At 67.6% G+C, this 20,780-nt stretch carries 14 protein-coding genes and 3 pseudogenes; 7 read left to right on the forward strand and 10 right to left on the reverse strand.

Features of this window, described 5'->3' with window-relative positions:
* Window positions 1-210 precede the first annotated feature (210 nt).
* The 3 genes and pseudogenes from AS97_RS47120 to AS97_RS09470 all read left to right on the forward strand — a co-directional run.
* A pseudogene (locus tag AS97_RS47120) lies at window positions 211-380 on the forward strand (IS1380 family transposase); the annotation flags it as partial.
* Between the two features lie 11 nt (window positions 381-391).
* Window positions 392-586: pseudogene (locus tag AS97_RS09465) on the forward strand (IS1380 family transposase); the annotation flags it as partial.
* A 330-nt stretch (window positions 587-916) separates the two neighbouring features.
* Window positions 917-1,855 (forward strand): phosphotransferase, encoded by a 939-nt coding sequence (locus AS97_RS09470; protein WP_059147545.1) that lies wholly within the window; start codon window positions 917-919, stop codon window positions 1,853-1,855.
* Between the two features lie 82 nt (window positions 1,856-1,937).
* Here AS97_RS09470 and AS97_RS09475 read toward each other — a convergent pair whose 3' ends face one another.
* The 5 genes and pseudogenes from AS97_RS09475 to AS97_RS47125 all read right to left on the reverse strand — a co-directional run.
* Window positions 1,938-2,624 carry an NAD(P)H-binding protein gene (locus AS97_RS09475; protein ID WP_059147544.1) on the reverse strand — a complete coding sequence of 229 codons (687 nt, stop codon included), beginning with the start codon at window positions 2,622-2,624 and terminating at the stop codon, window positions 1,938-1,940.
* A 2-nt stretch (window positions 2,625-2,626) separates the two neighbouring features.
* Window positions 2,627-3,853 carry an MFS transporter gene (locus AS97_RS09480; protein WP_059147543.1) on the reverse strand — a complete coding sequence of 409 codons (1,227 nt, stop codon included), beginning with the start codon at window positions 3,851-3,853 and terminating at the stop codon, window positions 2,627-2,629.
* 48 nt (window positions 3,854-3,901) lie between these two features.
* The gene (locus AS97_RS09485) at window positions 3,902-4,711 is read right to left on the reverse strand and encodes an alpha/beta fold hydrolase (protein WP_210564693.1); all 810 of its coding nucleotides are present in this window, start codon (window positions 4,709-4,711) and stop codon (window positions 3,902-3,904) included.
* A 29-nt stretch (window positions 4,712-4,740) separates the two neighbouring features.
* Complete coding sequence (locus AS97_RS09490) at window positions 4,741-7,575, reverse strand: LuxR family transcriptional regulator (protein ID WP_247204297.1); 2,835 nt, start codon at window positions 7,573-7,575, stop codon at window positions 4,741-4,743.
* Window positions 7,576-8,362: 787 nt separating this feature from the next.
* Window positions 8,363-8,464, reverse strand: a pseudogene (locus AS97_RS47125) (long-chain fatty acid--CoA ligase); the annotation flags it as partial.
* Window positions 8,465-8,768: 304 nt separating this feature from the next.
* On the opposite strand from AS97_RS47125, the gene AS97_RS09495 reads away from it, so the two are divergent.
* The gene (locus tag AS97_RS09495) at window positions 8,769-8,966 is read left to right on the forward strand and encodes a hypothetical protein (RefSeq protein WP_125758248.1); all 198 of its coding nucleotides are present in this window, start codon (window positions 8,769-8,771) and stop codon (window positions 8,964-8,966) included.
* A gap of 327 nt (window positions 8,967-9,293) precedes the next feature.
* Complete coding sequence (locus AS97_RS09500; protein WP_210564694.1) at window positions 9,294-10,166, forward strand: methyltransferase; 873 nt, start codon at window positions 9,294-9,296, stop codon at window positions 10,164-10,166.
* A gap of 503 nt (window positions 10,167-10,669) precedes the next feature.
* On the opposite strand, the gene AS97_RS09505 is transcribed toward AS97_RS09500, so the two are convergent.
* On the reverse strand, window positions 10,670-11,980 hold the full coding sequence (locus tag AS97_RS09505; RefSeq protein WP_086710607.1) for a PLP-dependent aminotransferase family protein: 1,311 nt from the start codon (window positions 11,978-11,980) through the stop codon (window positions 10,670-10,672).
* A 127-nt stretch (window positions 11,981-12,107) separates the two neighbouring features.
* Here AS97_RS09505 and AS97_RS47130 point away from each other — a divergent pair, with 127 nt between their 5' ends.
* Complete coding sequence (locus tag AS97_RS47130) at window positions 12,108-12,845, forward strand: cytochrome P450 (protein WP_247204298.1); 738 nt, start codon at window positions 12,108-12,110, stop codon at window positions 12,843-12,845.
* A gap of 135 nt (window positions 12,846-12,980) precedes the next feature.
* On the opposite strand, the gene dpgC is transcribed toward AS97_RS47130, so the two are convergent.
* The 4 genes from dpgC to AS97_RS09535 form a co-directional block, all read right to left on the reverse strand.
* A complete protein-coding gene (gene dpgC, locus AS97_RS09520) occupies window positions 12,981-14,351 on the reverse strand; it encodes a (3,5-dihydroxyphenyl)acetyl-CoA 1,2-dioxygenase DpgC (protein WP_210564695.1) in 1,371 nt (456 codons plus the stop codon).
* Window positions 14,348-15,088, reverse strand: a complete 741-nt coding sequence (gene dpgB / locus AS97_RS09525; RefSeq protein ID WP_059147537.1) for an enoyl-CoA-hydratase DpgB — start codon at window positions 15,086-15,088, stop codon at window positions 14,348-14,350. Before dpgB ends, dpgC begins: the two co-directional genes overlap by 4 nt.
* Before the next feature lie 20 nt (window positions 15,089-15,108).
* Window positions 15,109-16,146, reverse strand: coding sequence for a 3,5-dihydroxyphenylacetyl-CoA synthase DpgA (gene dpgA / locus AS97_RS09530; RefSeq protein ID WP_247204785.1), 1,038 nt, complete (start codon window positions 16,144-16,146; stop codon window positions 15,109-15,111).
* Window positions 16,147-16,295: 149 nt separating this feature from the next.
* A complete protein-coding gene (locus AS97_RS09535) occupies window positions 16,296-16,856 on the reverse strand; it encodes a hypothetical protein (protein WP_185929867.1) in 561 nt (186 codons plus the stop codon).
* A gap of 1,241 nt (window positions 16,857-18,097) precedes the next feature.
* Between AS97_RS09535 and AS97_RS09540 the strand changes: the two genes are divergently transcribed.
* Window positions 18,098-20,722, forward strand: coding sequence for a LuxR C-terminal-related transcriptional regulator (locus AS97_RS09540; protein ID WP_210564696.1), 2,625 nt, complete (start codon window positions 18,098-18,100; stop codon window positions 20,720-20,722).
* Window positions 20,723-20,780 lie beyond the last annotated feature (58 nt).

Here is a 20,780-nt window from a genome sequence, read left to right on the forward strand (position 1 = left end):
GCAGGCCCCCCGACAAGCGCGCTTTCTCTACGTAAGCCCCATTGAAAGTTCGGCCGTAATTAACCGACCACCCCTAGGCGACCCCAAAAAGCCCCCTAGCCTCGCGCATTCACGTGGCAGGGTGTCCGATGGGTGACCAGAAACACGAAGAGCGCCCCTGACCTGCAACGATGAGACTTGTTCAGAGTCCAATTCGTCGCATAAAAGAAGATCGGGTCCGCTCCGCGTGTCCGTACTGAGGGCGGCGGTCGGGGGGTGGTGTCGCAGGCCGGTGGTGTGCTGCTGGTCGGGACGTCCGTAAAGCCGGTTTGGGCGGGGCGATACCGGCGGCGCTCGCGCCGTGGCGGCGTTCCCGGGCGGTGCATGATCCGGGGAAGATCCTTCCGGCCGGATGCCGATGCCCGCCCTGACCGGCCGACCCCGGCTCTGGGAACCCCGCCGCCTGCGGCTCCGTCTCTTCTCCGCCGCCGCCCAGCCGATCACCACCGCCCGCCGCCGGCACCTGCGATTCACCCACCACCGGCCCTGGACCGATGTCGCCACAGGCGCGATCGAGCGACTCGACACCCTCCCGAACCCCGGTTGACCGGCAGATCCACCTGCCCCGACGAGCCTGAAGCCGGCCGCATTACCGACGGACACTTGCCGATGCCGGGAAATGGCCTCGCCGGGCGGTGAGAGAGCTGCGGGCCGTTGCCTGTCCCGCCAGACCACCACAGGCCACGAATCACTTATCGGAACGACCCCTAAAGCACCCCAGAAAATGTTTCCGGACCCCTTTTCCTGAAGTCGCCCAGGCGTCCGCGCGGAACGCCGTGAAATGGGTTACCCCACGCCGGGCGAGTTGGGCACGCCGGTGTACGATTCCCGAAAGTAACGAGCGCCCAAGCAGCCGATCGACAACGAATGGATTCGCATGCCCGTTTTCGACCCCCTGCCCCCAGCTCCTGCTGCCGACGATCTGCCACTACGTTTCTGGGGCACCGAAGATTTCGAAGTGGTTCCCTGGCCGGAAGGGACTTGGGAGATCGGCTACAACTCCCACACCTGGCTTCTGGAACGGCCCGGTGATCGCGCGGTACTGAAGGCCGTGCCCAAGGCGTACGGCGTCAAGTTCGCCTCGGGTCTCCGGGCGGCCGAAATGGCTGAGCAGCACGGAGTTCCCTCCGGGGCGCCCCGCCGTACGGTCGGCGGCGAAGTGGTCGCCGAGGACGGGGAGTGGTGCTGGGGGCTGCTGGAGCACCTCGAAGGACGGCCCACCGACACCGGAAATCCGGATGAGCTCGCGCAAGCGGGCCGTACGCTCGGGCGGATTCACGCATCGCTGAGCAATGTGCCGCCGCTGCCGGAGACCATGGTGTGGGCGCATATGGAGTGGCTACTCGAACCGCAACCGTTCCTGGAGGGTCTCGAATGGATCCAGCAGGCCACACGCGAGGGCTTCGCAGCCCTGCCGAAGGGCATGTCCGACGGCATCATCCACTGCGATCCCCGGCTCACCGAATTCCGTTTCCACGGTACCGCGGTCGGCCTTCTCGACTGGGGCGAGGTGATGCACGGCCCGCATCTCCTGGATGTCGCGACCACGCTCAGCTTCATGGACGAGGAAACTGATCACGTACCTTTTTTGACCGGTTATCTGGAGACCGCGCCGACTTCGGAAGGAGAGTACGCGCACCTGCCCACCATGCTGAAGCTGCGGGCTGCCATCGAGGGCTGGATCTATGCCCGGCGCCGGCATTTCGACGTCGATCTCGGGCAGGTGGGCGAGCACACCAATGACACCCTGATCCAGCGTTCGCGGGACAACATCAGTGCGGCCGAAGCGCTGCCGAAGGACTTCTACCTGCTCTGAGAGACGTACACGTTCCCGGACGCGTACCCATCCTGATGCCGTCGGGCCGGACAGCGATGTGCGGCCCGACGGCTCAGTGCTGTCACCGGCCGGTGACGGCTGAGCCGCGCAGGGCGGCCACGGCATGGCGTACCGGTACGGTCCCCGCGGAGACGGCGAGCAGACCGCGCGCCGGTTCCGGTGCGATCAGCAGTTCACAGATCGTCGCCGCGACATCGGCCCTGGCGACCGAGGACTCCGGGCGGGGATCCCCGCCCGTGCGGAGGAGAACCCGGCCGGACCCGGCGGAGTCGTCCAGCGGTCCCGGGCGCAGCACGCACCAGTCCAGTGCGCTCCCGCCGAGGGACCGCTCGGCGTTCTCCTTCTCGGCGAGGTAGGCCGGGAGGTCGGCGCCGAGTTCCCTCCTGGTGGACTCGCCCGGTTGCAGCGCGCTGACCATCACGTAGCGGGGCACCCCGGCCTTCTCCGCCGCCGCGGACAGCAGCCCGGCCGGTGACTGGGCGGCGGTGGCGGCGCCGAGCGAGCCGGGTCCGGTCCCGGTGCCTGCCGCCAGGACCACACCGCCCGCTCCGCTCATCGCCTGGAGCAGCTGGTCCCGGACCTGTTCGCTGCCGGTGTCGAGCAGCACGGCCTTGACGCCCTCGGCCCGCAGCCGCTCCTGCTGCTCGGGCTTGCGGACCAGCCCGACCGGCGTCAGGCCGCGGTCGAGCAGCGCCTCGGACAGCCGGGCGCCGAGGCCGGTGGCGATGCCCAGTACGACGACGCGCATCGTCAGCTCGCCTCCGCGGCCGGTGCCGCCGCTTCCGCCTCGGGCTCGTCCCCGGGCTCGACCACGCGCTTCGGCAGGCTGAAGGCCAGTCCCGCCGCGAGCAGGGCGGCGACCGCGCCCGAGCCGATCGAGGCCGAGGGCCCGACGACGTCGAGCAGTGTGCCGCTGAGCGACAGCATGATCGCGGCACCGCCGGTCATCGCCGTGGCCAGCCAGCCGAATGCCTCCGCTCGCCGTGCCTCGGGCGCCAGCTCACCGATCTGGGCGTTGTTCGCCGCCATGCTCGGCGCGACGACGCTTCCGGCGACGACCATCATCACCGCCAGGAGCCACACCGGCGTCGCGTCGCTGACCGGGGGCAGCAGGAGCGCGAGCACACCGATGCCCGCCGCCAGTCCGAGGGCCCCCAGGCCGGTGCTGCGCTTGCCGCCGCGCCCGATGGAGAGCAGACCCCCGAGCGCGGATCCCAGCCCGAACACGGCGATCAGGGCACCGGCGACCCCCGGTGTGCCGCGGTCCCGTCCCCAGGCGACGATCGAGAGGTCCACCGAGAACAGCGCGGCGATCAGGGAGAGGGAGACGAGGACGGCGCGCAGGAAGACCATGTCACGCAGCAGGGACCGCTGCTTGACCTGTTCACCCCCGTCGGCCTCGGGCTCCGGGCGGCGCTCTCCCCGGTCCAGTCCGTTCGACCGCAGCACCAGTCCGAAGATCAGCGCCCCACCGGCCGCGATCAGGCCGCACGCCACGACCGCCGCCGTACCGCCGGAGAGCACGACGATCCCCGATGCCAGCAGCGGACCGCCCATCGCGACCAGTTCGTAGCCGGTGGCCTCCAGCGTGTACAGCGACTCCCGTGCCTCCCCCTTGGCCAGCCGCGGCCAGAGCGCCCGCGAGATCTGGGAGATGGGGGGCAGCGTGAGCCCGGTGAGGAAGGCGATCAGGACGGCGACCGGCCAGAGTTTCCCGGGAAGGACCATGGTCGAAAGGATCAGTACGGCGAGTCCTACGAGGTAGGTGCCGCCGGTGACGAACAGGACACCGCTCGCGGACTTGCGGTCGGCGACCCGGCCGCGTATTGGCCCCGCCACCGCCTGCCCGATCGCCATCGCGCCGCTCACCAGGCCGACGGTGGTATACGCCCCGGTCCACCCGGCGATGAGGAAGGACAGGGCGACCGGCAGACCGCTGACGTGGATGCGGCCGAGTAGCGACAGGGGTAACAGCACGCGCAGAAGTGGGACCTCGAATAGCGCGCGTAGTGAACGACGCATGCGTTACTGCTCCTCGTGTAGTGAACGCTGCGGTACGGCGCGCATGCCCGTGAGTCGCAAGCTGTCCAGGCTGTCTCTGATCAGGCCGAGGACGGCGGGGCGGTCGCTCTCGAAGAAGAAGTGGCCGCCCTCGGCCTCGTAGACGGCGCAGGGGCCGCTGGTGTGTCCCGACCACGCCTGCGCGTCGGCCCAGGAGACGCGCGGGTCACTGTTCCCGGTGAGCACCGTCAGCGGGCAGGAGACCGCCGCTCCGGGCTCGGGAACGTAGGACTCGGCCAGCCGGTGGTCCGCCCGCAGGACGGGCAGGATCAGCTCCAGGACGTCCGGATCGTTCAGCAGAGCGGGGTCGACCCCGCCCAGGACACGCATCTCGGCGATGATCTCCTCGGTGCTGAGGTCGGCCCCGCCCTGCGGAGGCCGCACCGAGGGCGCGCGGCGTCCGGACGCGATCAGCCCGGCGACCGGCCTGCCCCCGGCCTCCAGGGCACGGGCTGTCTCGAAGGCGAGCAGGGCTCCCAGGCTGTGCCCGAAGAGCACCAGCGGCGTACGGGGGCCGCCGGCCAGCACCTCGGCGACCGTGGCGGCCATGGTCGGGACCTGCTCGATCGACGGCTCGCGGCGGCGCTCCTGCCGTCCGGGGTACTGCACGCACAGCAGCTCGCCCTGCGGCGGCACCGCCGCCCGCAGCCACGCGAAGTACGAGGCCGAGCCACCGGCGTGCGGGAAGCACACCACGCGGAACCCGGGTTCGACGGTCGTGCCGTACGGCACGAGCCAGCTCCGGACGTCCGGAGCGGCGGAGGACGGTGCCACCGCCCTCCGCACCTGTTCGAAGTGGCCGATCACAGACTGCTCACCAGACTTCCCAGCTCAGAACGGCCACGGATTTTCATTTTTCGGTAGATGTGCGTCAGGTGCTGCTCTACCGTGCTCACCGTTACATACAGGGCATCGGCGATCTCCCTGTTGGTGTAACCCTGCGCCGCCAGTTCGGCGACCCGCCCCTCGGCCACGGAAAGGTCGGGGTACTCGGTCGGCAGTGCGATGAGCTCCGGCGGGGTCCTGCTCGACACGGTTGCCGCGGAGATCTCCCGCAGCGCCCAGACACCGTCGCTGCGCTCGGCGAGCCTCTTCGCCCGGCGCAGCGTTCTCCGACCGTAGGCCAGCTTGCCGGTCTGCTGGTAGGCACGTGCCAGGGCCCCGAGGGCGCGCGGCAGTTCGAGTGCGTCACCGCAGCGTTCGAGCACCGTGACCGCTTCCCGTAGACCGGCCGCCCGGTGGGACAACGGCGAGGCCATCGCCCGCAGTCGCAGCGCCGTACCGCGCGCACGCAGGGGTACCTCCGGAAGGAGGGAGAGGTGCTCCTCCGCGAGGAGCCGTGCCTCGTCTTGCTGGCCGAGCAGCAGCAAGGTTTCGGAGAGGTCGAGGCGCCACGGCACCAGACCGGGCAGTTCCATGCCCCAGGAAGCGAGGATGTCGCGGCAGCTGCGGAAGTCGGCGAGCGCGGCCTGGAGACCGCCGGTCGCCAGATGGTGACGGCCGCGCGCCCGGAGGTAGACGAGTCCGTACGGGCTCCGGGCGAAGGACGGCGGGATCGGCCGCAGCAGTTCGTCGGCCACCTCTTGGTGCCTGCCCTGCTCGGTCATCGCCATGAGCATGATGCCGCGGGGCAGCCCCGCCAGGGCTCCCCACTGCTGTGTGTCGAGCAGCCGCAGCGCCCGCTCCACGGATTCCACCGCGCCCGGCAGGTCGCCCTGCCACAGGCGGCCGACTCCCTCCGCGACGTACAGCATCGAGCGCCACTGTGGCAAGACGGTGTCGTCGCCGTGCTCCGGGGTGAGATCGGCGAGCCAGGGCCGGACGGCGTCCGGGAGTCCGGCCGCCAGCAGGGAGAACAGCGCCACCTGCGCCGCTTCCAGATTCGTGTGGTTCGGCCGGCACTGCTGGAGAATCTCTTCCGCCCTCAGCTGCACGCCGTCCTGCTTGCCCGCGACGAGAAGGGCGGGCAGTTCCCGGGCACTGCTCAGCCAGGGGAAATCGCCCACGAACATCTCGGGGGCCAGCTCATCACTCCCGCGGTGGGGGGCGTGGCGCGCCGCCCCAGGGAAAAGGTGAGCGATCCAGAAGTCGCTGATGGCGAGTTCGATCCGGGTGGCGAGATCCTCGTGGGGGGAGTCGAGGGCCAGGCCGAACACCTCCTCGACCTCGTCGACGCTGCCCAGCCAGGCGAGCCGGCGGGCCAGCCGCGCCAACCACTTGCTGGACAGGCAGCCCTTGCGCGCGCTGTCCAGCAGGGACCTCAGCTGGCGCGAGACCATCGTCGGGTCGAGCCACCAGCTGATGTCGACCAGATTGGCGCGGATCTCCACTCGCGTGGCGTGGTCGGAGCACCAGCGCGAGGCGAATTGGAGCAGTGAGACCGCTTCCTGGTACCGGTAGGAGCGTGTCGCCTGGTCGGCGGCCTCACACAGGATGGCCACGGCCCAGGGCTGCGGGGCCGATCCGTTCATGAGCAGCTGGCGGGCGACTTCCGGTGCGGGCGCGCCGTCGTCGTAGAGCACCTCGGCCGCACGTGACTGGAGCAGCGGCAGCCGGGTGCCGTCCGCGGACTTGAGCAGGACGTCACGGATACGCGGATGCAGCGTCAGTTCGTCCGACAGCACACCGCTCGCGATGAGACCGTCGACCATCCGGTGCAGCCCACGTGGCTCCTCGACCGTACGGCTGAGCCGTTCCATGTCGCACGAGGCGCCGAGCACGGAGATGGCCTGCGCGACCTCGACCAGTTGGGGACAGGCCGGAGCGTGCAGTCCGAACAACACGGCCTGGGTGAACACCGGTCCGAACACCAGGGAGTCCGTGACCCCCGCGGCGACGGTATCGTCGAGTACGGCCTGAATGAGGAACACGTTGCCGCCGGTCACCGCGGCGAGTTCCTCGACCAGGACGGCCGAGGGCTCCACGGAGAGCCGCATACGGACGAGTTCGGCCATCCCCACCGTGGTCAGCGGCGTGGTGACGATTGGCCGGCTGCGTCTCCGGCGGAAGAAGGGAAAGAGCTCCTTCAAGAGCTGACAGGCCGCCGCGTGCCGGGTGCCGGAGACCAGCACAGCGATCGGGGCGGTCTCGGCCCCGTAGGCCGACACCAGCGCTCGGAGCAGCGTGTACGAGTCGGGGTCGATCAGATGCACGTCGTCGACCACCACCAGCAGCGGCGCCGAACGTGTGAGGGCCAGCAACTGCTTGGCCAGTGCACCGAGATCCTCCGCGGGCACGTCCCCGGTGATGGACCTCACCAGTTCACCAGCCGCTCCCACCACGTCGACCCGCGGGGTTCCCCCATATCCGTCGCGACCAACGGGCAGAACCCGCATTCCCCGCTTTCTGGCAGATTCCGACGAGGCCGCCAACAGTGCGGACCTACCGGAACCGGCCGGGCCGCTGACGACGACGAACTCGCAACGGCCTATCGCGCCGGGATCCAATCGGTCGGCGAGTTCGGCCAGTTGCACGCCTCGTTCGACTAAGTACACAGGGCCTCCTGCACCCTTTTCGGCATATCCCGCACGGCGACACCGGCACACAGGACAGCACACCACCCCCGACCACTCACAGAGCAGCAACGATTCTTCGTCAACTGCAATTCCCCTGGCCTCTCCTTCCGACTCCAACCCCATCGACACCAAACATGCGGAATACGACTACCGGATCACGGAAATCGCTTACCACCGTCGACCTGACACATACGGACCGACGAATGGAACCTGTCGCTTCACATGAAGCCGCCGACAGGCCCGACTTCACCCCAACCCGTCGACTTGATTGCATAGTACACACCTCAACAACCGGAAGTGTTCACCTCCCGTTCATTATTGCCATGATTTTACCTCTATGGGATTAGCCACAGAGTCATTTTTCGTACATGGGAGAGACGCGCTCTCCGTCGGACTTCGTCGCATATCGCCGACATCCGGGACCTACCGCAACGGCGCAGTACCTCGTACCGGCTAAAAGAATTTCTAGACTTTTTCTATCGATCAAAACCAGCCACCTCCTATGTACCGTAATGACGGAATCGGGTATTGGAACTGACTGAATGCTCAATCCCAAGAGCGTCTGGCGGCCGGCCTGAGCCGTAGGCCGACCGCGTCGCGGCGGTTGTGGCTGGTCTGCCCGCGCCAGGTCGATCGGCAGCCGCTTCGCCCGGCCCGTGCGCAGGGCCGCAAGTCGACGATGCCTCGCGCGACGGGCGCTGATGTGTGCCTCGATTGGCGCGGCACTTGCGTAGGACTGGACACGCCGGGCGGCAATCACCATGACGAAGAAAATATGGCCTGTCCGAGACCTCGCCGGCCGCAGCCTTCTCCATCCCCGGCCAGGAACCACGTGTCGGGTCCATCGGCGTGCCCATCCCTGGTGCCGAGAGGCCCGGGCCACGAGTTCGGCCTCGGTCGTGGGACTCGTGGGGACGCCGATGACCGCGACGAGGGAGACGGTCAGGTGCTCCATCAGGAGTTCCTCGATCTCGCGCGGATGGACATCGAAGCCGCCACGGATGATCACATTGCCACCGCTTTGGCCAACTCGATCAAGCTGGCGTGCACGGTCTGTACACAACCGGACCGAGGTCGGGCACGGTGGCAGCGACCGCCCTGCGCCCTCGCCGACCAGCACGTACGCAGTGGCCGCGAAACACCGCCTTCGACTCGCGCAGTGCATGCTCCTCGCCCGCGGGCTCAGAGGTTTCCGAAAGCACTCCGCAGGGGTGATTTAGGGGGTGTCCTGGGGTGCGCAGCAGGCAGGCGCGCGCCTAGTGTCTCGTGAATCCGCTCGTCGAACCTGAGGGACGTCTGTGATCGTGGAGTCCGGTATGGATAGCTCCTCTGAACAGATGGCCGAGCTGCGGGAGTTGGCAGGTTCGCGGGATGTGCTGGCTGTCGTGGCGGTTCGCATGCGGATCGTGTTGTGGTCAGCCGAGGGGCCGCGGCGCAAGGACAGCGCCGAGCTGGCCGGTGCGGCACCGCTGACGAGATCCTCACCGAGGTCCGACTCGCCCAGACCAGCGTGAAGAAACTCGTCAATAACAACTCGAAGTGGCCCAACCGGGATCACGAAGCACTGGATTAAAAATTCCAGACTCTCTCGAATTGTAAGTCGGAAGGGATTGTTTATGCGCTCCGGTGGCGATGCCTCACCTTTATCGGCTCTCGATGTGACAGCAACGGAATTCCTACGCAACCTCACTCGGCTTGGCCTGGTGAATCTGCTACGCGCATACGGCACCAGTGGCCTGCGAAAAGACGCAATTGCACGAGACCGTGCCACGTTGTGTCCGGACCTCAGTGAAGCAGTCGACCTGCTCTGCCTGTCCCAACCTGTCCCTGAGGCGGCAGCCGTGGCCGTACTGACCGAGCCGATGCTGGAGCATATGGTCGACATCGGTGTCGCCGCTACCGGGGACGAGACCGTTCAACTACCTGGCATCCGGTTGGTAGACCACCTGGGGAGCATTTTATTCGTCGCCGCATCGCAGAACAATGGTTACGGTTACTATGGTCGCGACTCAATCGGATTGGGGCGGCAATTGCTGGGGGCTGGAGGCAGATGCCTCGACCTTTGCTGCTCCACCGGCTGTCAGACCGCCGTCCTTGCCGCTACCGCGGAATCTGTTGTCAGTGTGGAGATCGACGCCTCCCTCGCCCCGTTGTTCGAACTCAACATGTGCCTCAACGGTGTGCGTTCCAGAGTCGAGCCGCGGTGGTCGGACGTGCGGGAGGCCGAGTTCGATGAGCCCTTCGACGTAGTAGCGGTCAACGCCCCGATGATGCCCACCTTCGGCGTGTTCGACCTACCGTGGTTGGTTGACGGTGGAGTGGATGGCGCAGGGCTGCTGAAGGGCATCCTGGGACGGGTTCCGCTTGCAGCCAACGGCCGGCTCATGGCCACCTCGATGATCCCTGGCAATGCCGCCGAACTTCAGATCGACTGGCTGCGAGAACTCGCCGCGGATCGGGGCTGGTCGGTGACCGTGATGCCAACCGATCACGAGCCGCTGAACGCCGACTCGGCCTTCGTAAAGGCATCCATGGTACGGCTCCTGGGGGCACCTACCGATACGGCGGAAGTGCCCGATGAACTACTCGACGCCTGGGCGAAGGCTGCCATCGATCGGCTGTATTTCTCGCTCATCCACATCACAGCCGACTGCGATGATTCGACCTTCCGCATTGTGTCCACCGAACTGCAGGGCGAACGCTACAGCCTTTGAAGGACAGGGAGCAATACAGCCATGGCTCCGCTCGAGCATGGCTCCGCTCGAGGTCGTTGTGCTTCGTCGGCAGGTCCAGCGGCCGCGGCCCTCATGGGCTGATCGTGCTGTGCTCTCTGCTCTCACGCGGCACCTGCCGTCCTGCGCTTGCCGAATACCTCATCCGTGCAGGTCACGCGGCATGTCTGTATGCGTGGGGGATGCCTGTGGGGCTCGGCTATTCATCGCTGCTGGTCAAATGCCCCGCCCAGCGCGCAGAGAGTCACGGAAACGCCGTGCTACGACGCCACATACCAGGTCGAGTACGGTACGAGCCCGCGGACCGCCTGTGGTTCGCCTCCCTGTCCTCGCTCATCCCCCGCCGCCGTTGGGCCAAGGTCGCAGATACGCCCGAAGCCGCAGCCAACACACAGGCCCGACTCTCACCGCTCGCGCCGCAGCTCACCAGACAGATGGACGCTTCTCACCAAGCTGGACGTAATATTCAGCGTCCGACCCCGACGTCAGCCACTGCTGCCACTGTCCGACCGGCATTCGATTTCCTCCGACAGGAAGGCGGCCAGGCGCCGCACACCCTCCTCGATCCGTTCGGGATCGAGGTAGCTACAGGAGAGTCGAAGTTGGTGATCACCTGCTTGATCCAGGTAGAACTGCCGCATCGGAGTCCACAGCACTCCGTATTGGGCGGCAGACACCTCTAGCAGAGCGGCATCCACAGGGACGGGCAGATGCACGCGGACGAAGAACCCTCCGCTAGGGCGGTTCCAGCGGATTTCGGGATGCGATCCGTCTCCCAGATGCCGGTCCAATGCGTCGACCAGGCAGGTCAGGTTCCGTTGGTAGATTTCGGACTTGCGACGGCTCAACTCGATCACGGAGCCTCCGTGCTCCAGCAACATCCCGCCGATCACTGCCTGGCACAGCGGGGATGTGTTCACGGTGACCATGCTTTTCACGGCGGCCAACTCGTCCGCCAGCAGTGTGCCGCCACAAGACGAGCCGATCGGCTGATCAGCGATCACATAGCCGACTCTGGCTCCCGGGAAGGCAACCTTGGCGAAGGTGCCGATGTGAACCACACTGCGAGCGGTGTCAAGCGCTTTGAGGGGAGGCAGTTCGGCTCCGGCTGCCGCCGTGAACCCGTAAGCGTTGTCCTCTAAGACGAGGAAGTCTTCGCGCTCCGCAAGGTCGAGAAGTCTCCGACGGCAGTCAAGCGACATACGTGCCGCACCAGGATTGGAGAAGTCTGGTGCGACGTACAGCGCACGAACCGGCCGGCCGCCTTCCCGAGAGGAGCGGCACGTCTGCTCCAAACCGTCGAGATCAATCCCGATGTCCGTCTCTTCCACCGGAATCACATCGATGTCCAGGAGCCGGGCCGCTCCGACGATGCCCACGAAGCACGGATTGGCCACCGCGAGCACGCCCTCGGCCGAGCGGAACAGCGCACGCAGCACGAGCAGCATCGCTTCCTGGGCACCGACGGTCATGACGAGTGTGTTCGCGGGGGCGTCGATCCCATGGTCCCGGCGCAAGGCATCAGCGACGATGTCGTTTATCACGCCCCGGCTCGGCCCGTACTCGAGAAGAAGTCGTCGTGCCTGCTCCGGACTCCGTCCCGTTTGGACAAGATAATCGATGAAAATACCAACGTAACGGTCGGTGTCGATATTTTCGAGCGTGTCCGGGTGCGGCGCGCCGGGTGCGAAGGATATCGCTTCCGGATAGCGGCTCATCACCTCATTCAGAAACCCGATCGAACCGAGAACCGGATCCCGCAACGAGCTGTGCAACGAGGAGGAATGCAGTCTCATCCGCCTGACCTCCTCCTACACGCGAGATTGTGAACGCCGTCTGCGCGTTCCACCCGGTCCAAAGGATCATCACTCTACGCTCCCGCCGTCCTGTCGTGAAGATCCACCACCTGAACCGTGAGGCACCATGCACCTGCCCGGTCCCCGCCTGGTCTGCCACGTCCTCGGCGGCGAGGACACGGAAGGCACCAGCCCGGCGGAGCCGGATCCGCTCACCCCGCTTCTGCACAGCGTGGATGACGACGGTCACGAAATGGACCTCGGACACCTGCACCACGAGGTTCTCAACATCTGCGTCGGCGTGTTCGAGACGACCACCAACGCGCTCTCCTGGGCGTTCTGCCTGCTCGCACGCCACCCCGAGGCCGAGGCGCGCGTCCACGAGGAGGTGGACCGGGTCCTCGGCGGTCGCGTGCCGACTTTCGACGACTTGCCTCGCACCTCACACCCGAACGCGTCGCGGGGCGGCCCAAGCACGCCTACGTCCCCTTCGGCAGCGGCCGACGCGTCTGCGTCGGCAAGCACTTCGCCCCCGCCGAACTCGTCCGCGCCCGGCAAGCCTGTCGGATCCGACCTACGACGGGGCAAGAAGTCTCTGCCCGTCGTAGCGGCGCTCACTTCGAACCGCCCAGAGGCACGGAGGCTGGACGAGCCCTACCGACCGGACGCCGGTCCGTTGACCGAGGACGGGATCCGCGAGGTGGCTCACCTGATCGAACGAGCGGGCGGACGGCTCCGGGTGGAGCGCGAGGCGGAAGGTCAACGGACCATGGCCCTGGCTGCGCTTGAGGCCGCCGCACCGGCGGAGGAGGGCGCCCGGGCACTCAGCTCGCTCGCCCGGGTCATCACGCATCGCGACCGCTGAGCGGTGTGCAACTCGGTCACGGGTACGCGGCTTCCTGTCCGCTGTACCCGCGACATGCGGTACCCGCCACGCCGATCGTTCGATCTGCCTGGACCAGCGGGCAGTACGTCGGTTGGAAAGCGGGCAACACGGTGCTCACCGCGCGCTCCCCCGTGCCGCGCGCCGCCGTTCGCGTTCCTGCCAACGCCGTTCGACCTTGGCCAGAACGTCCGGGGCGTAGGTGCGTTCGGCCTGTACGACGGCGAACTCGGCGAGGTAGGCGCGGTACAGATCGAGAGGTTCCTCAGCGACGGTGAGCATGTGGCGGTTGGCTGGGACGGCGGGCGCGCGGAGGGCTTCGACAGCCCTGTCGACGGCGCCGTCCATATCCTCGGCGGGCACCACGGCGTCGCACACATAGCGGGCCTCCGGTTCGCTCGCGGCGATCCGGCGTCCGCCGAGCACCACCTGACGGGCCAGCCGGGCTCCGGTGAGCCGGGTGAGCCGGAGGTTGCCCAGGCCGGGCACGATGCCCTCCTCGGCGGCGGGCAGGCTGATGTAGGCGTTCTCCTCGGCGATCACGTGGTCGAGGACCAACAGGAGCTGCATACCGCCACCGATGGCGAAGGTGTCGACGGCGCCGATCCACGGCTTGCCGACGCTCCGTTCGCACCAGTCACCGGGCGGCGGGGCGGTGAACAGACCGCGAAGCATCTTGTTGACATAGCCGAGCTCGCGGCCGAGGAGGAACTCGACGAAGGAGATCCGCCCGTCGCGCAGGTCGGTCAGGTTGACTCCGGCACTGAAAACACGGCGTCCCCGGTACTTGGGATGGTCGACAGTGCCGCCGCGCAGCACACCGACCTTGATCGCGTCATCGAGCAGGACGAGATCGACGGCGGTTTCGAAGTCGGCGATCAGCCGGTCGTCCTCCGCGTTCAGCCGGTCGGCGTTGCGGAACTCGATGTGACCGGCGACACCCCGACGTTCGAGGTGCACGGTGTCCAGCTCGATCCGGCCCTCGGTGCGGAAGCCGTCGAGGAGGGTGAGGGCGCGTGGGGTGGGCCGGAGCATCGTCTCGACGAGGTGCCGGCCGGCGGTGGGCGAGCGCAGCACCGCGCCGCAGAAAATGCCCTGGTCGATCTCCCGGCCCTCCTTCTCCGCCTGGACGAAGCGGCGCTCGGCCGCCATCTGGGCACGGGTCGGCACCAGGCCCGGGAACCGGTCGGCGGCCTCGTACACGAGGTCCGCCAGGCGTACGGGACGGGTCAGCCCGTCGGTGAGCACCCGGTAGGCGGTCTCGGCGTGCCGGTCGAGGAAGGCCCGGCGGGCCCGGCGGGCGCGCGCGTGGACCGCGACGGCGCGGCCGCGGTCGTGGGGGGTGCGGTCAGGAACGGGCGGCAGCGCCGCGAGCCGCCGCTCCGTGCCGGCGATGTACTCGGCCAGACGGCGGGCGTCTGTCTCGATGCCGCCGGTCGGCTCGGGTACGGGATCGAGGGAGGCGCCGCTGGGTTCGTCGGCGCTCATCCGGCCGCCTCGACGTGGCCCGCCGAAGTCCCGGCCGGGGTGCCGGGTCCACTGTTCCGCAGGCGGCGCAGCTCGCGGTCGCAGGCGGCGAGATGCGCGCCGAGGGCGTCCTGGTACTCGGCGGAGGCGGCCTCCGCCAGCAATCGGCGGCGGATTCCGGTCTCACGGTCGAAGAGCCGTCCGCGCGGCACGGCGGCGTTACGGAGGGCTTCGGTCACATCGTTGCTGACCTCGTCGACGATGCCGAGTTCGATGGCGTCGGGGAGGGGGATGTCGGAGTCCCACAGCACAATGCGACGGGCCCGGGCCGGACCGATGTGCTGGACGAGCCGGTAGAGGGCCATACCGGGCCAGAAGTGCCCATCGTTGACCGGAAGTACCAGATTCAGGTCGGGGGTGCCGATCCGGAAGGCGGCGGCCAGCAGCAAGTCGAGGACGGGACCGCCACACGTGCCCTGGGCCACGGCGATGGTGACGTTGTCGAGGCGCTCCAGGCGACGGACGGCGCGTTCCCAGCGGTTGACCTCATGGATGGAGACATCGCCGGGCCATTCGCGGGCCCCGGACGGCGACGGCGCGATCCGGAGGACGACGGCCGTCCGTTCGCTCTGTTCCTCGGCCTGCTCACACACGGTGTTCACCGCCGCGGTCAACTCGGGCAGCGGGCTGCCGCCGTCCAGCCGGGCCAGGATGGCCACGCCGTCGGGCAGCAGGGTCCGGTCGGGCTCGGTCTTCATGTCAGCAAACCTTCCTTCCGTCACCAGCTCACCAGGGCCGTCTCGATGGTCGACCCGGGCCCCATCGTCATCAGCACCCCGAGGTCACCTGGCACCGCGACCCTCTCGTCACGCAGCCGCTTGTAGGAGAACAGGAACGAGCCGCTGGAGAGGTTGCCGTGGTCGCGCAGGACCCCGGTGGTGTGCCGCACGTCGTACCGGGAGAGTCCGAGGTTCACACGAACCGAGTCGATGACCTTCTTGCCGCCGGAGTGCACCACCCAGTGGGCGATGTCGCCGATGCGCGCTCCGGTGCCCTCCAGGAGCCGTGCCACGGCGGTCTCCGCGTTGGCCCCGACGACGTAGGGGACCTCGGGGTCGAGGTAGAAGCTGAACTTGCCGTGCCCGTCGTCCCAGTCGTAGCGCATCGCGTCGACCGCCTCGGGGATGATGTGGCTGGTGAACCTCAGCAAAGCCGAGTCCGGCGAGGGCCCCTGTGGAGCGGCGCGGACCGCGACAGCTGCCGCGCCGTCGCCGAACAGGCTGTTGACCACGGAGGAGCGCATGGTGCCGTCGAAGACGTAGGCGGCGGAGCAGACCTCGATGCATACCATCAGGGCGAGCTCGCCGGGGTGGCCGGCGGCCCAGCCGACGACGGCGTTGAGGGCGTTCAGCCCGGCGTTACAGCCCATGCCGACGACATCCAGACGCTGGCAGGACTGTTCGATACCCAGGTCCTTGATGAGGAGCGCGGAGAATCCGGGGGTGAGCAGTCCGGTGGAGGTGACGCAGCACAAGTACCGGACGTCGCCGAGCGCGGCGCCTGCGTCCTTCAGGCAGTGTTCGACGGCGTCCCGGCCTATCCGCAGCCCGCTCGCGGTGTGTTTGCTCAGCAGCTCGCCCTGGGACTCGACGGGGGGCAGTCCGTCGGGGCCGGCCGGGGGCAGGGTGAGGTTGCGGCGTTCGATGGCACCGCCGAGGAAGACGGCGCGGATCCGCCGATCGGTGATGCCAAAGGTGTCGAGGATTTCCTCTTGCGTGTAGGAAGTCGGCGGCACGGCGGTTCCGACGCCGACGATACCCGGGGCACCGGAGCTCGTCCGCTCCGGCGGGTTTTCTGGAGCTGAGGCCGCCGGTTGCTGCGTTGCGCGCACGTTTCTCCTCCGTATGACACGTGACCGGTCCGGCTGGACGGTCGCGGATGTCGGCCGCGTGGGCCGCCAGACCGTCAGACGAGGTGGCCCCGGGGGCCGCCGTCACGGACGGTGTCGAGGGTGAACCTGTGGAATGCGCCGCCGGACAGCCACCGGTGCCGGACCGGCACCACGGTGAGCTCGACCTCCTCCAGGGCACGGAGGGATTCCGGGCATGCCTCGTTGACCGGGAGACGGTGTCCAGGTCGGCCGACGGCGCGTCGAGGTCGGTTGAGCGACGGGACATCCGACGCCGGCCAGGCGGGAGTGGTGCCCTTGGTGGTGTCCGGGTGCGGCGGCAGCGGCCGGTGCACGGTGGCCCCGAGGGGGCGCGAGGTGGCGCCGAGACCCTCCAGGTCCTCGGTCATCTCGTCGACACAGCGCCGGGCGACGGGCCGCCGCTCCAGGTCCGCGCCCTCGCCGCGTGCGGTCAGCCAGGGGTGGTATCGCTCGGAGCGTCCCGGCGGGGCGCCGGACTCCGTGCGCCCCGTGGTCTCGTGGACGAGAGCGTTGCGGAAGAAGACGAGGGGCAGTTCCGGTTCGGGCGAGGCACAGGTCGTCGCCGATCCGGCGACTACGTCACACACGGTGACCACGCGTCTACATCGCTCAGAAGCACGCGACAGACCACCTGCTCTTCACTCGCCTCGACATGGACGCGATACTCCGGGAAATTTCCGTGATCGGCACCAGTGCTAGCCGCAGTTACGGGACGCCGAACGTCCGTAACGGCTACGGTCGTCCTGGGAGACTCATGACGAACACCGTGAGTGCCCATAGGCCATCCACGCACGTCGCAACGGCGCCTTCAGCTGCACAGGGCACCCGGGCATCACCATCCGTCGTGCTGCTGCGTCTGGTCCATCTTGCCGCGTACTGGTTCCGCAACGCCTGTCGGCAAGCCCAGGTTCGAGGACACCGACGGCGCTGTCCTCGTCGCCTGCTCAGTTGACGAGGTCATCGGGTAGGTACTGTGCCCCTATCCGAACGGGTCGACGGGTCGCACGCGCCTCGGCACACCCACGGCACAGTCGCACGGGACGAGGCGCGTCATATGTGTGCGGCGAGCCGCCCCGGAGGCGGCACACTTACGGCGCCCTGGAACAAAAAGGAGTATTTCACGGCAGCACTCGGGCATGATTCGGGCAGCAATTAATGCGAAACGGGCTTGGATCATGTGATCAGCCATGCCTAGAATGCGGTTACGGCGTGATCAGCACGGGACGCCGAACTGACGGGGGCACAACTGCCACGCGGTCACGATACGTGACATCGAGGTTCGGAACGCCGAAAGGAAAGCCCCGGTTTGCGCCTTACCCACGTGAATGAGCCAATCAGCGGCTTCTCGTCTCCCGGCAAAGAGAAGGCGTACGCGCCGTGGGGATCCAGCAGCCAAAAGCCCTGGCGTCCTGTTGCCCGGGGCACGAGAAAACGTCAATCGGCCCCCTTTCACCTGCTATCCCCCTGAGTCGATAACCGCCCCATGCGGCGGCGCGCCATCGGCACAGGGAAGCCGCACCGCCATCCAAAAGATCCGCCCGGCAGAACGTCATACGTCGGCATTTTCACCCATTACCACCTCTTCCATGGTTCTGGATTTTCCCAGATCGTGATGGACGACCAGGTGCCCCCGGCGCACCCTCTTCGACTCTGCGCCCGCGGTCGGAACCCATAAGACACCCGGTCACACCAGCCGCGGCCAACGGCGTTGGGCCGCACTCCGGCAATCACTCCCGACGATAACCACCATTACCTTCGCGGATTACCTATTCTGGTTCGCGAACCGCAGCCGTGTGTCATCGCCGCGAAATCCCTTAGCCCCCGAAGACGCACCCCCATGGCGCGGGGTGGCGCCGCCGGGCAAGGCAGCACTTACGGAAAGGTGCCAGGATTGATTTCCAAATCCTCTAACACCGCTATTTCCTGCGATATGTGCGGCAAGCGCATCGACAAGAGAAACCCTGATAGCGCGACGCCGCTTCGCTCTCGGTACTGCTCGAACGCCTGCCGTCAGCGTTCCTATCGGCAACGGCAGAAAGCCGGCGGAATGGGCACAGAGGCTGTCGGCGGGCCGCTGACCCAGTTGAGCAGCTTCGTCGGCCGAACCGATGAGATGGTGGAGTTGGGCCGGCTGCTCCACGGTGTACGGATGCTGACGCTGACGGGGCCCGCCGGTGTGGGCAAGACGCGCCTGGCCCTGGAATTGGCCCGGCAAGAGCAACGCAGCAGGCATTGCGAAGTCATCGTCGTGAAGTTGGCGAGGCTGACCCACATCGACCAGATACGGCGGCAGATCCTGATCGCCATCGGCGAGCTGGCCGAAGACGGTGCTCCGCGCGCACCGCAGGCAGCACCGTACGCGAACGAGCGGGAACGCCTTCTGGTGCTGGACGACTGCGAGCACGTTTTGGACGAGTGCGGGCTGATGCTGAGCGAACTGCTGCCAAGAGACCCGTATCTGCGGGTCGTCGCCACCAGCCGCGAACCATTGGGGCTCCCAGGGGAGGCGATGTTCTCACTGTCCGGTCTGGCGTTGCCCGATGTGGACGGCGGTTCGTTCCTCTCGGAGTGTCTGCGGTCGGACGCCGTGCTTCTGTTCCTGGACCGGGCGCGAACGGTGGTGCCCGATTTCCAGCTCACCCAGGAGAACGCCAGGCACGTAGCCGAGATCTGTACCCGGCTCGACGGCCTGCCGCTCCCCATCGAGATGGCTGCCCGGCTGATAAGAGCGTTTCCGCTGGCCGAGATCAGCGCTCGCCTGGACGACCGCCTGTCCCTGCTGACAAACGGATGGCGCCTGGCGGACCAACGGCATCAGAGCCTGCGGGCCTCCCTCCAATGGGGCTACGATCTGCTGAGTCCGGCCGAAGGGTCGCTGCTGCGGAGGCTGTCCGTACTACCGGGCGGCTTCGGGCTTGACACGGCCGCCGCGGTAGCCGCCGACGGCGACGCCGCGAAACCGGGAACGTCCGAACTGCTGATCGCCCTTTCGGTCAAGTCCGTCATCACTCCGCACACCGATCAGGACGGCCCGGCCCGGTTCCGGCTGCTGGAATCGATGCGAAGTTTCGGTCACGAACGGCTGGTTGCTGAAAGCGAGGACACCGAGGCGTACGGACGGCTGGTGACATGGCTGACACAATTATCAGAACCGCTCCATAGGGAAACGTTCCCTCAACCCGCGACGTTCCGACGTTTGAGGGAGGAACACGGAAATCTCACTCATGCCCTCCACTGGCTGATCCCGGGCGCTGACGAGCGGCAGCTGCTCCTGGCCGGCGCACTGGCCACGGTGGAGTTGTCCCAGAGACCCGCGGACGACACGCTGACGCTGCTCACGCACGTCCTGGACCACAGCGTCGAGTGCTCGCCCTACCGGAGCGTCGCTCTGGAGGGTGCGGCCGCGCTGGCGGGACGACAGGCGGACTACGACACGGCCATGCGCCATGCCGAGCAAGCCGTGGAGCTGGAACGCGGCTATGACCGCGATCCGCTCCTCAGCCGTCTCCTGCTGCTGCGCAGCGCGCTCCACGAGATACACGACGACCAGGGCAGTGCTGTGGCGGACCTGCGGGAGTGCCTGAAGATCGGCCACCGTCTGCGTGACGAGACCCTGACGGCCCTCTGCCTGGTCGGTCTCGCCCGGTACCACTTGCTGAGCGGTGAACTGAGCCGGGCCGAGCAGGTGATCGAGAAGGCCCTGCCCCTCCTGCGATCGAGGCTGTCGCCACGGTGGCTGCACACGGTTCTCGTCACGGCGGGCGCGCTCGCTCTCGAGAAGGACGACCTGCCGTCAGCGGAGGCGTACTTCATCGAGTCGTTGCGCAGTCCCGCGGAGCACACGGCCGGGCCGACCGACGCGCTTCAAGGACTGGCCATCGTCGCCGCCCACGCCCACCGGTTCGAGAGAGTGCTTCAGCTCATCGGGGCAGCCGAGCGGATCGGCCCGCGTGCTTCGTGGGGTGAGGCGTGGTGGCGGAAGCGGGTGAACGCGGCACGGTCCGCGGCGCTGAAAGCCCTGCCGGCCAACCGGGCCAGCGCCTCGCTCGAAGCCGGACGCGCGATGCGGCACCGTCATGTCCTTGCCTTCGCCCTCGGCTCCCAGGCGACCAGCGCGACCGCGGAAGACGCCGACAGCCTGCTGAGCAAGCGGGAGCGGGACGTGACCGCTCTGGTGGTCGAAGGGCTGACCAACCGGCAGATCGCCGCCCGGATGCATGTGTCGGTGCGCACCGTCGAGACGCATATCCGCCACATCAGGACCACTCTGGGCCTGCGCTCGCGTGCGCATATCGCGGCATGGGCCGCGGCGCGGCGAACAGCGACCGTGCGCCCCGCCGTGCTGTCTCCCCCGGACCGAGGACCGCTGGCCGAGGGCGGTCCCCTCGTGTGGGTGTCCACAACGGGTGCGGACCGGTCTTCTCGATCGCGTGAGCTGCGAGGTGTACGAGGAAGCGGATGACCACACCATCGGTCTTCGTTCGCACGGTGGGGGCTGCGCACGTGTCACGCCCAGCCCC

This window comes from Streptomyces sp. AgN23, from assembly GCF_001598115.1.
Taxonomy (GTDB): domain Bacteria; phylum Actinomycetota; class Actinomycetes; order Streptomycetales; family Streptomycetaceae; genus Streptomyces; species Streptomyces antimycoticus.

Coding starts and splice junctions, on each gene's coding strand:
- AS97_RS09470 (WP_059147545.1), top strand. CDS start 917: ATGCCCGTTTTCGACCCCCTGCCCCCAGCTCCTGCTGCCGACGATCTG.
- AS97_RS09475 (WP_059147544.1), bottom strand. CDS start 2,624: ATGCGCGTCGTCGTACTGGGCATCGCCACCGGCCTCGGCGCCCGGCTG.
- AS97_RS09490 (WP_247204297.1), bottom strand. CDS start 7,575: ATGGGGTTGGAGTCGGAAGGAGAGGCCAGGGGAATTGCAGTTGACGAA.
- AS97_RS09495 (WP_125758248.1), top strand. CDS start 8,769: ATGGATAGCTCCTCTGAACAGATGGCCGAGCTGCGGGAGTTGGCAGGT.
- AS97_RS09505 (WP_086710607.1), bottom strand. CDS start 11,980: ATGAGACTGCATTCCTCCTCGTTGCACAGCTCGTTGCGGGATCCGGTT.
- AS97_RS47130 (WP_247204298.1), top strand. CDS start 12,108: ATGCACCTGCCCGGTCCCCGCCTGGTCTGCCACGTCCTCGGCGGCGAG.
- dpgC (WP_210564695.1), bottom strand. CDS start 14,351: ATGAGCGCCGACGAACCCAGCGGCGCCTCCCTCGATCCCGTACCCGAG.
- dpgB (WP_059147537.1), bottom strand. CDS start 15,088: ATGAAGACCGAGCCCGACCGGACCCTGCTGCCCGACGGCGTGGCCATC.
- AS97_RS09540 (WP_210564696.1), top strand. CDS start 18,098: ATGGCGCGGGGTGGCGCCGCCGGGCAAGGCAGCACTTACGGAAAGGTG.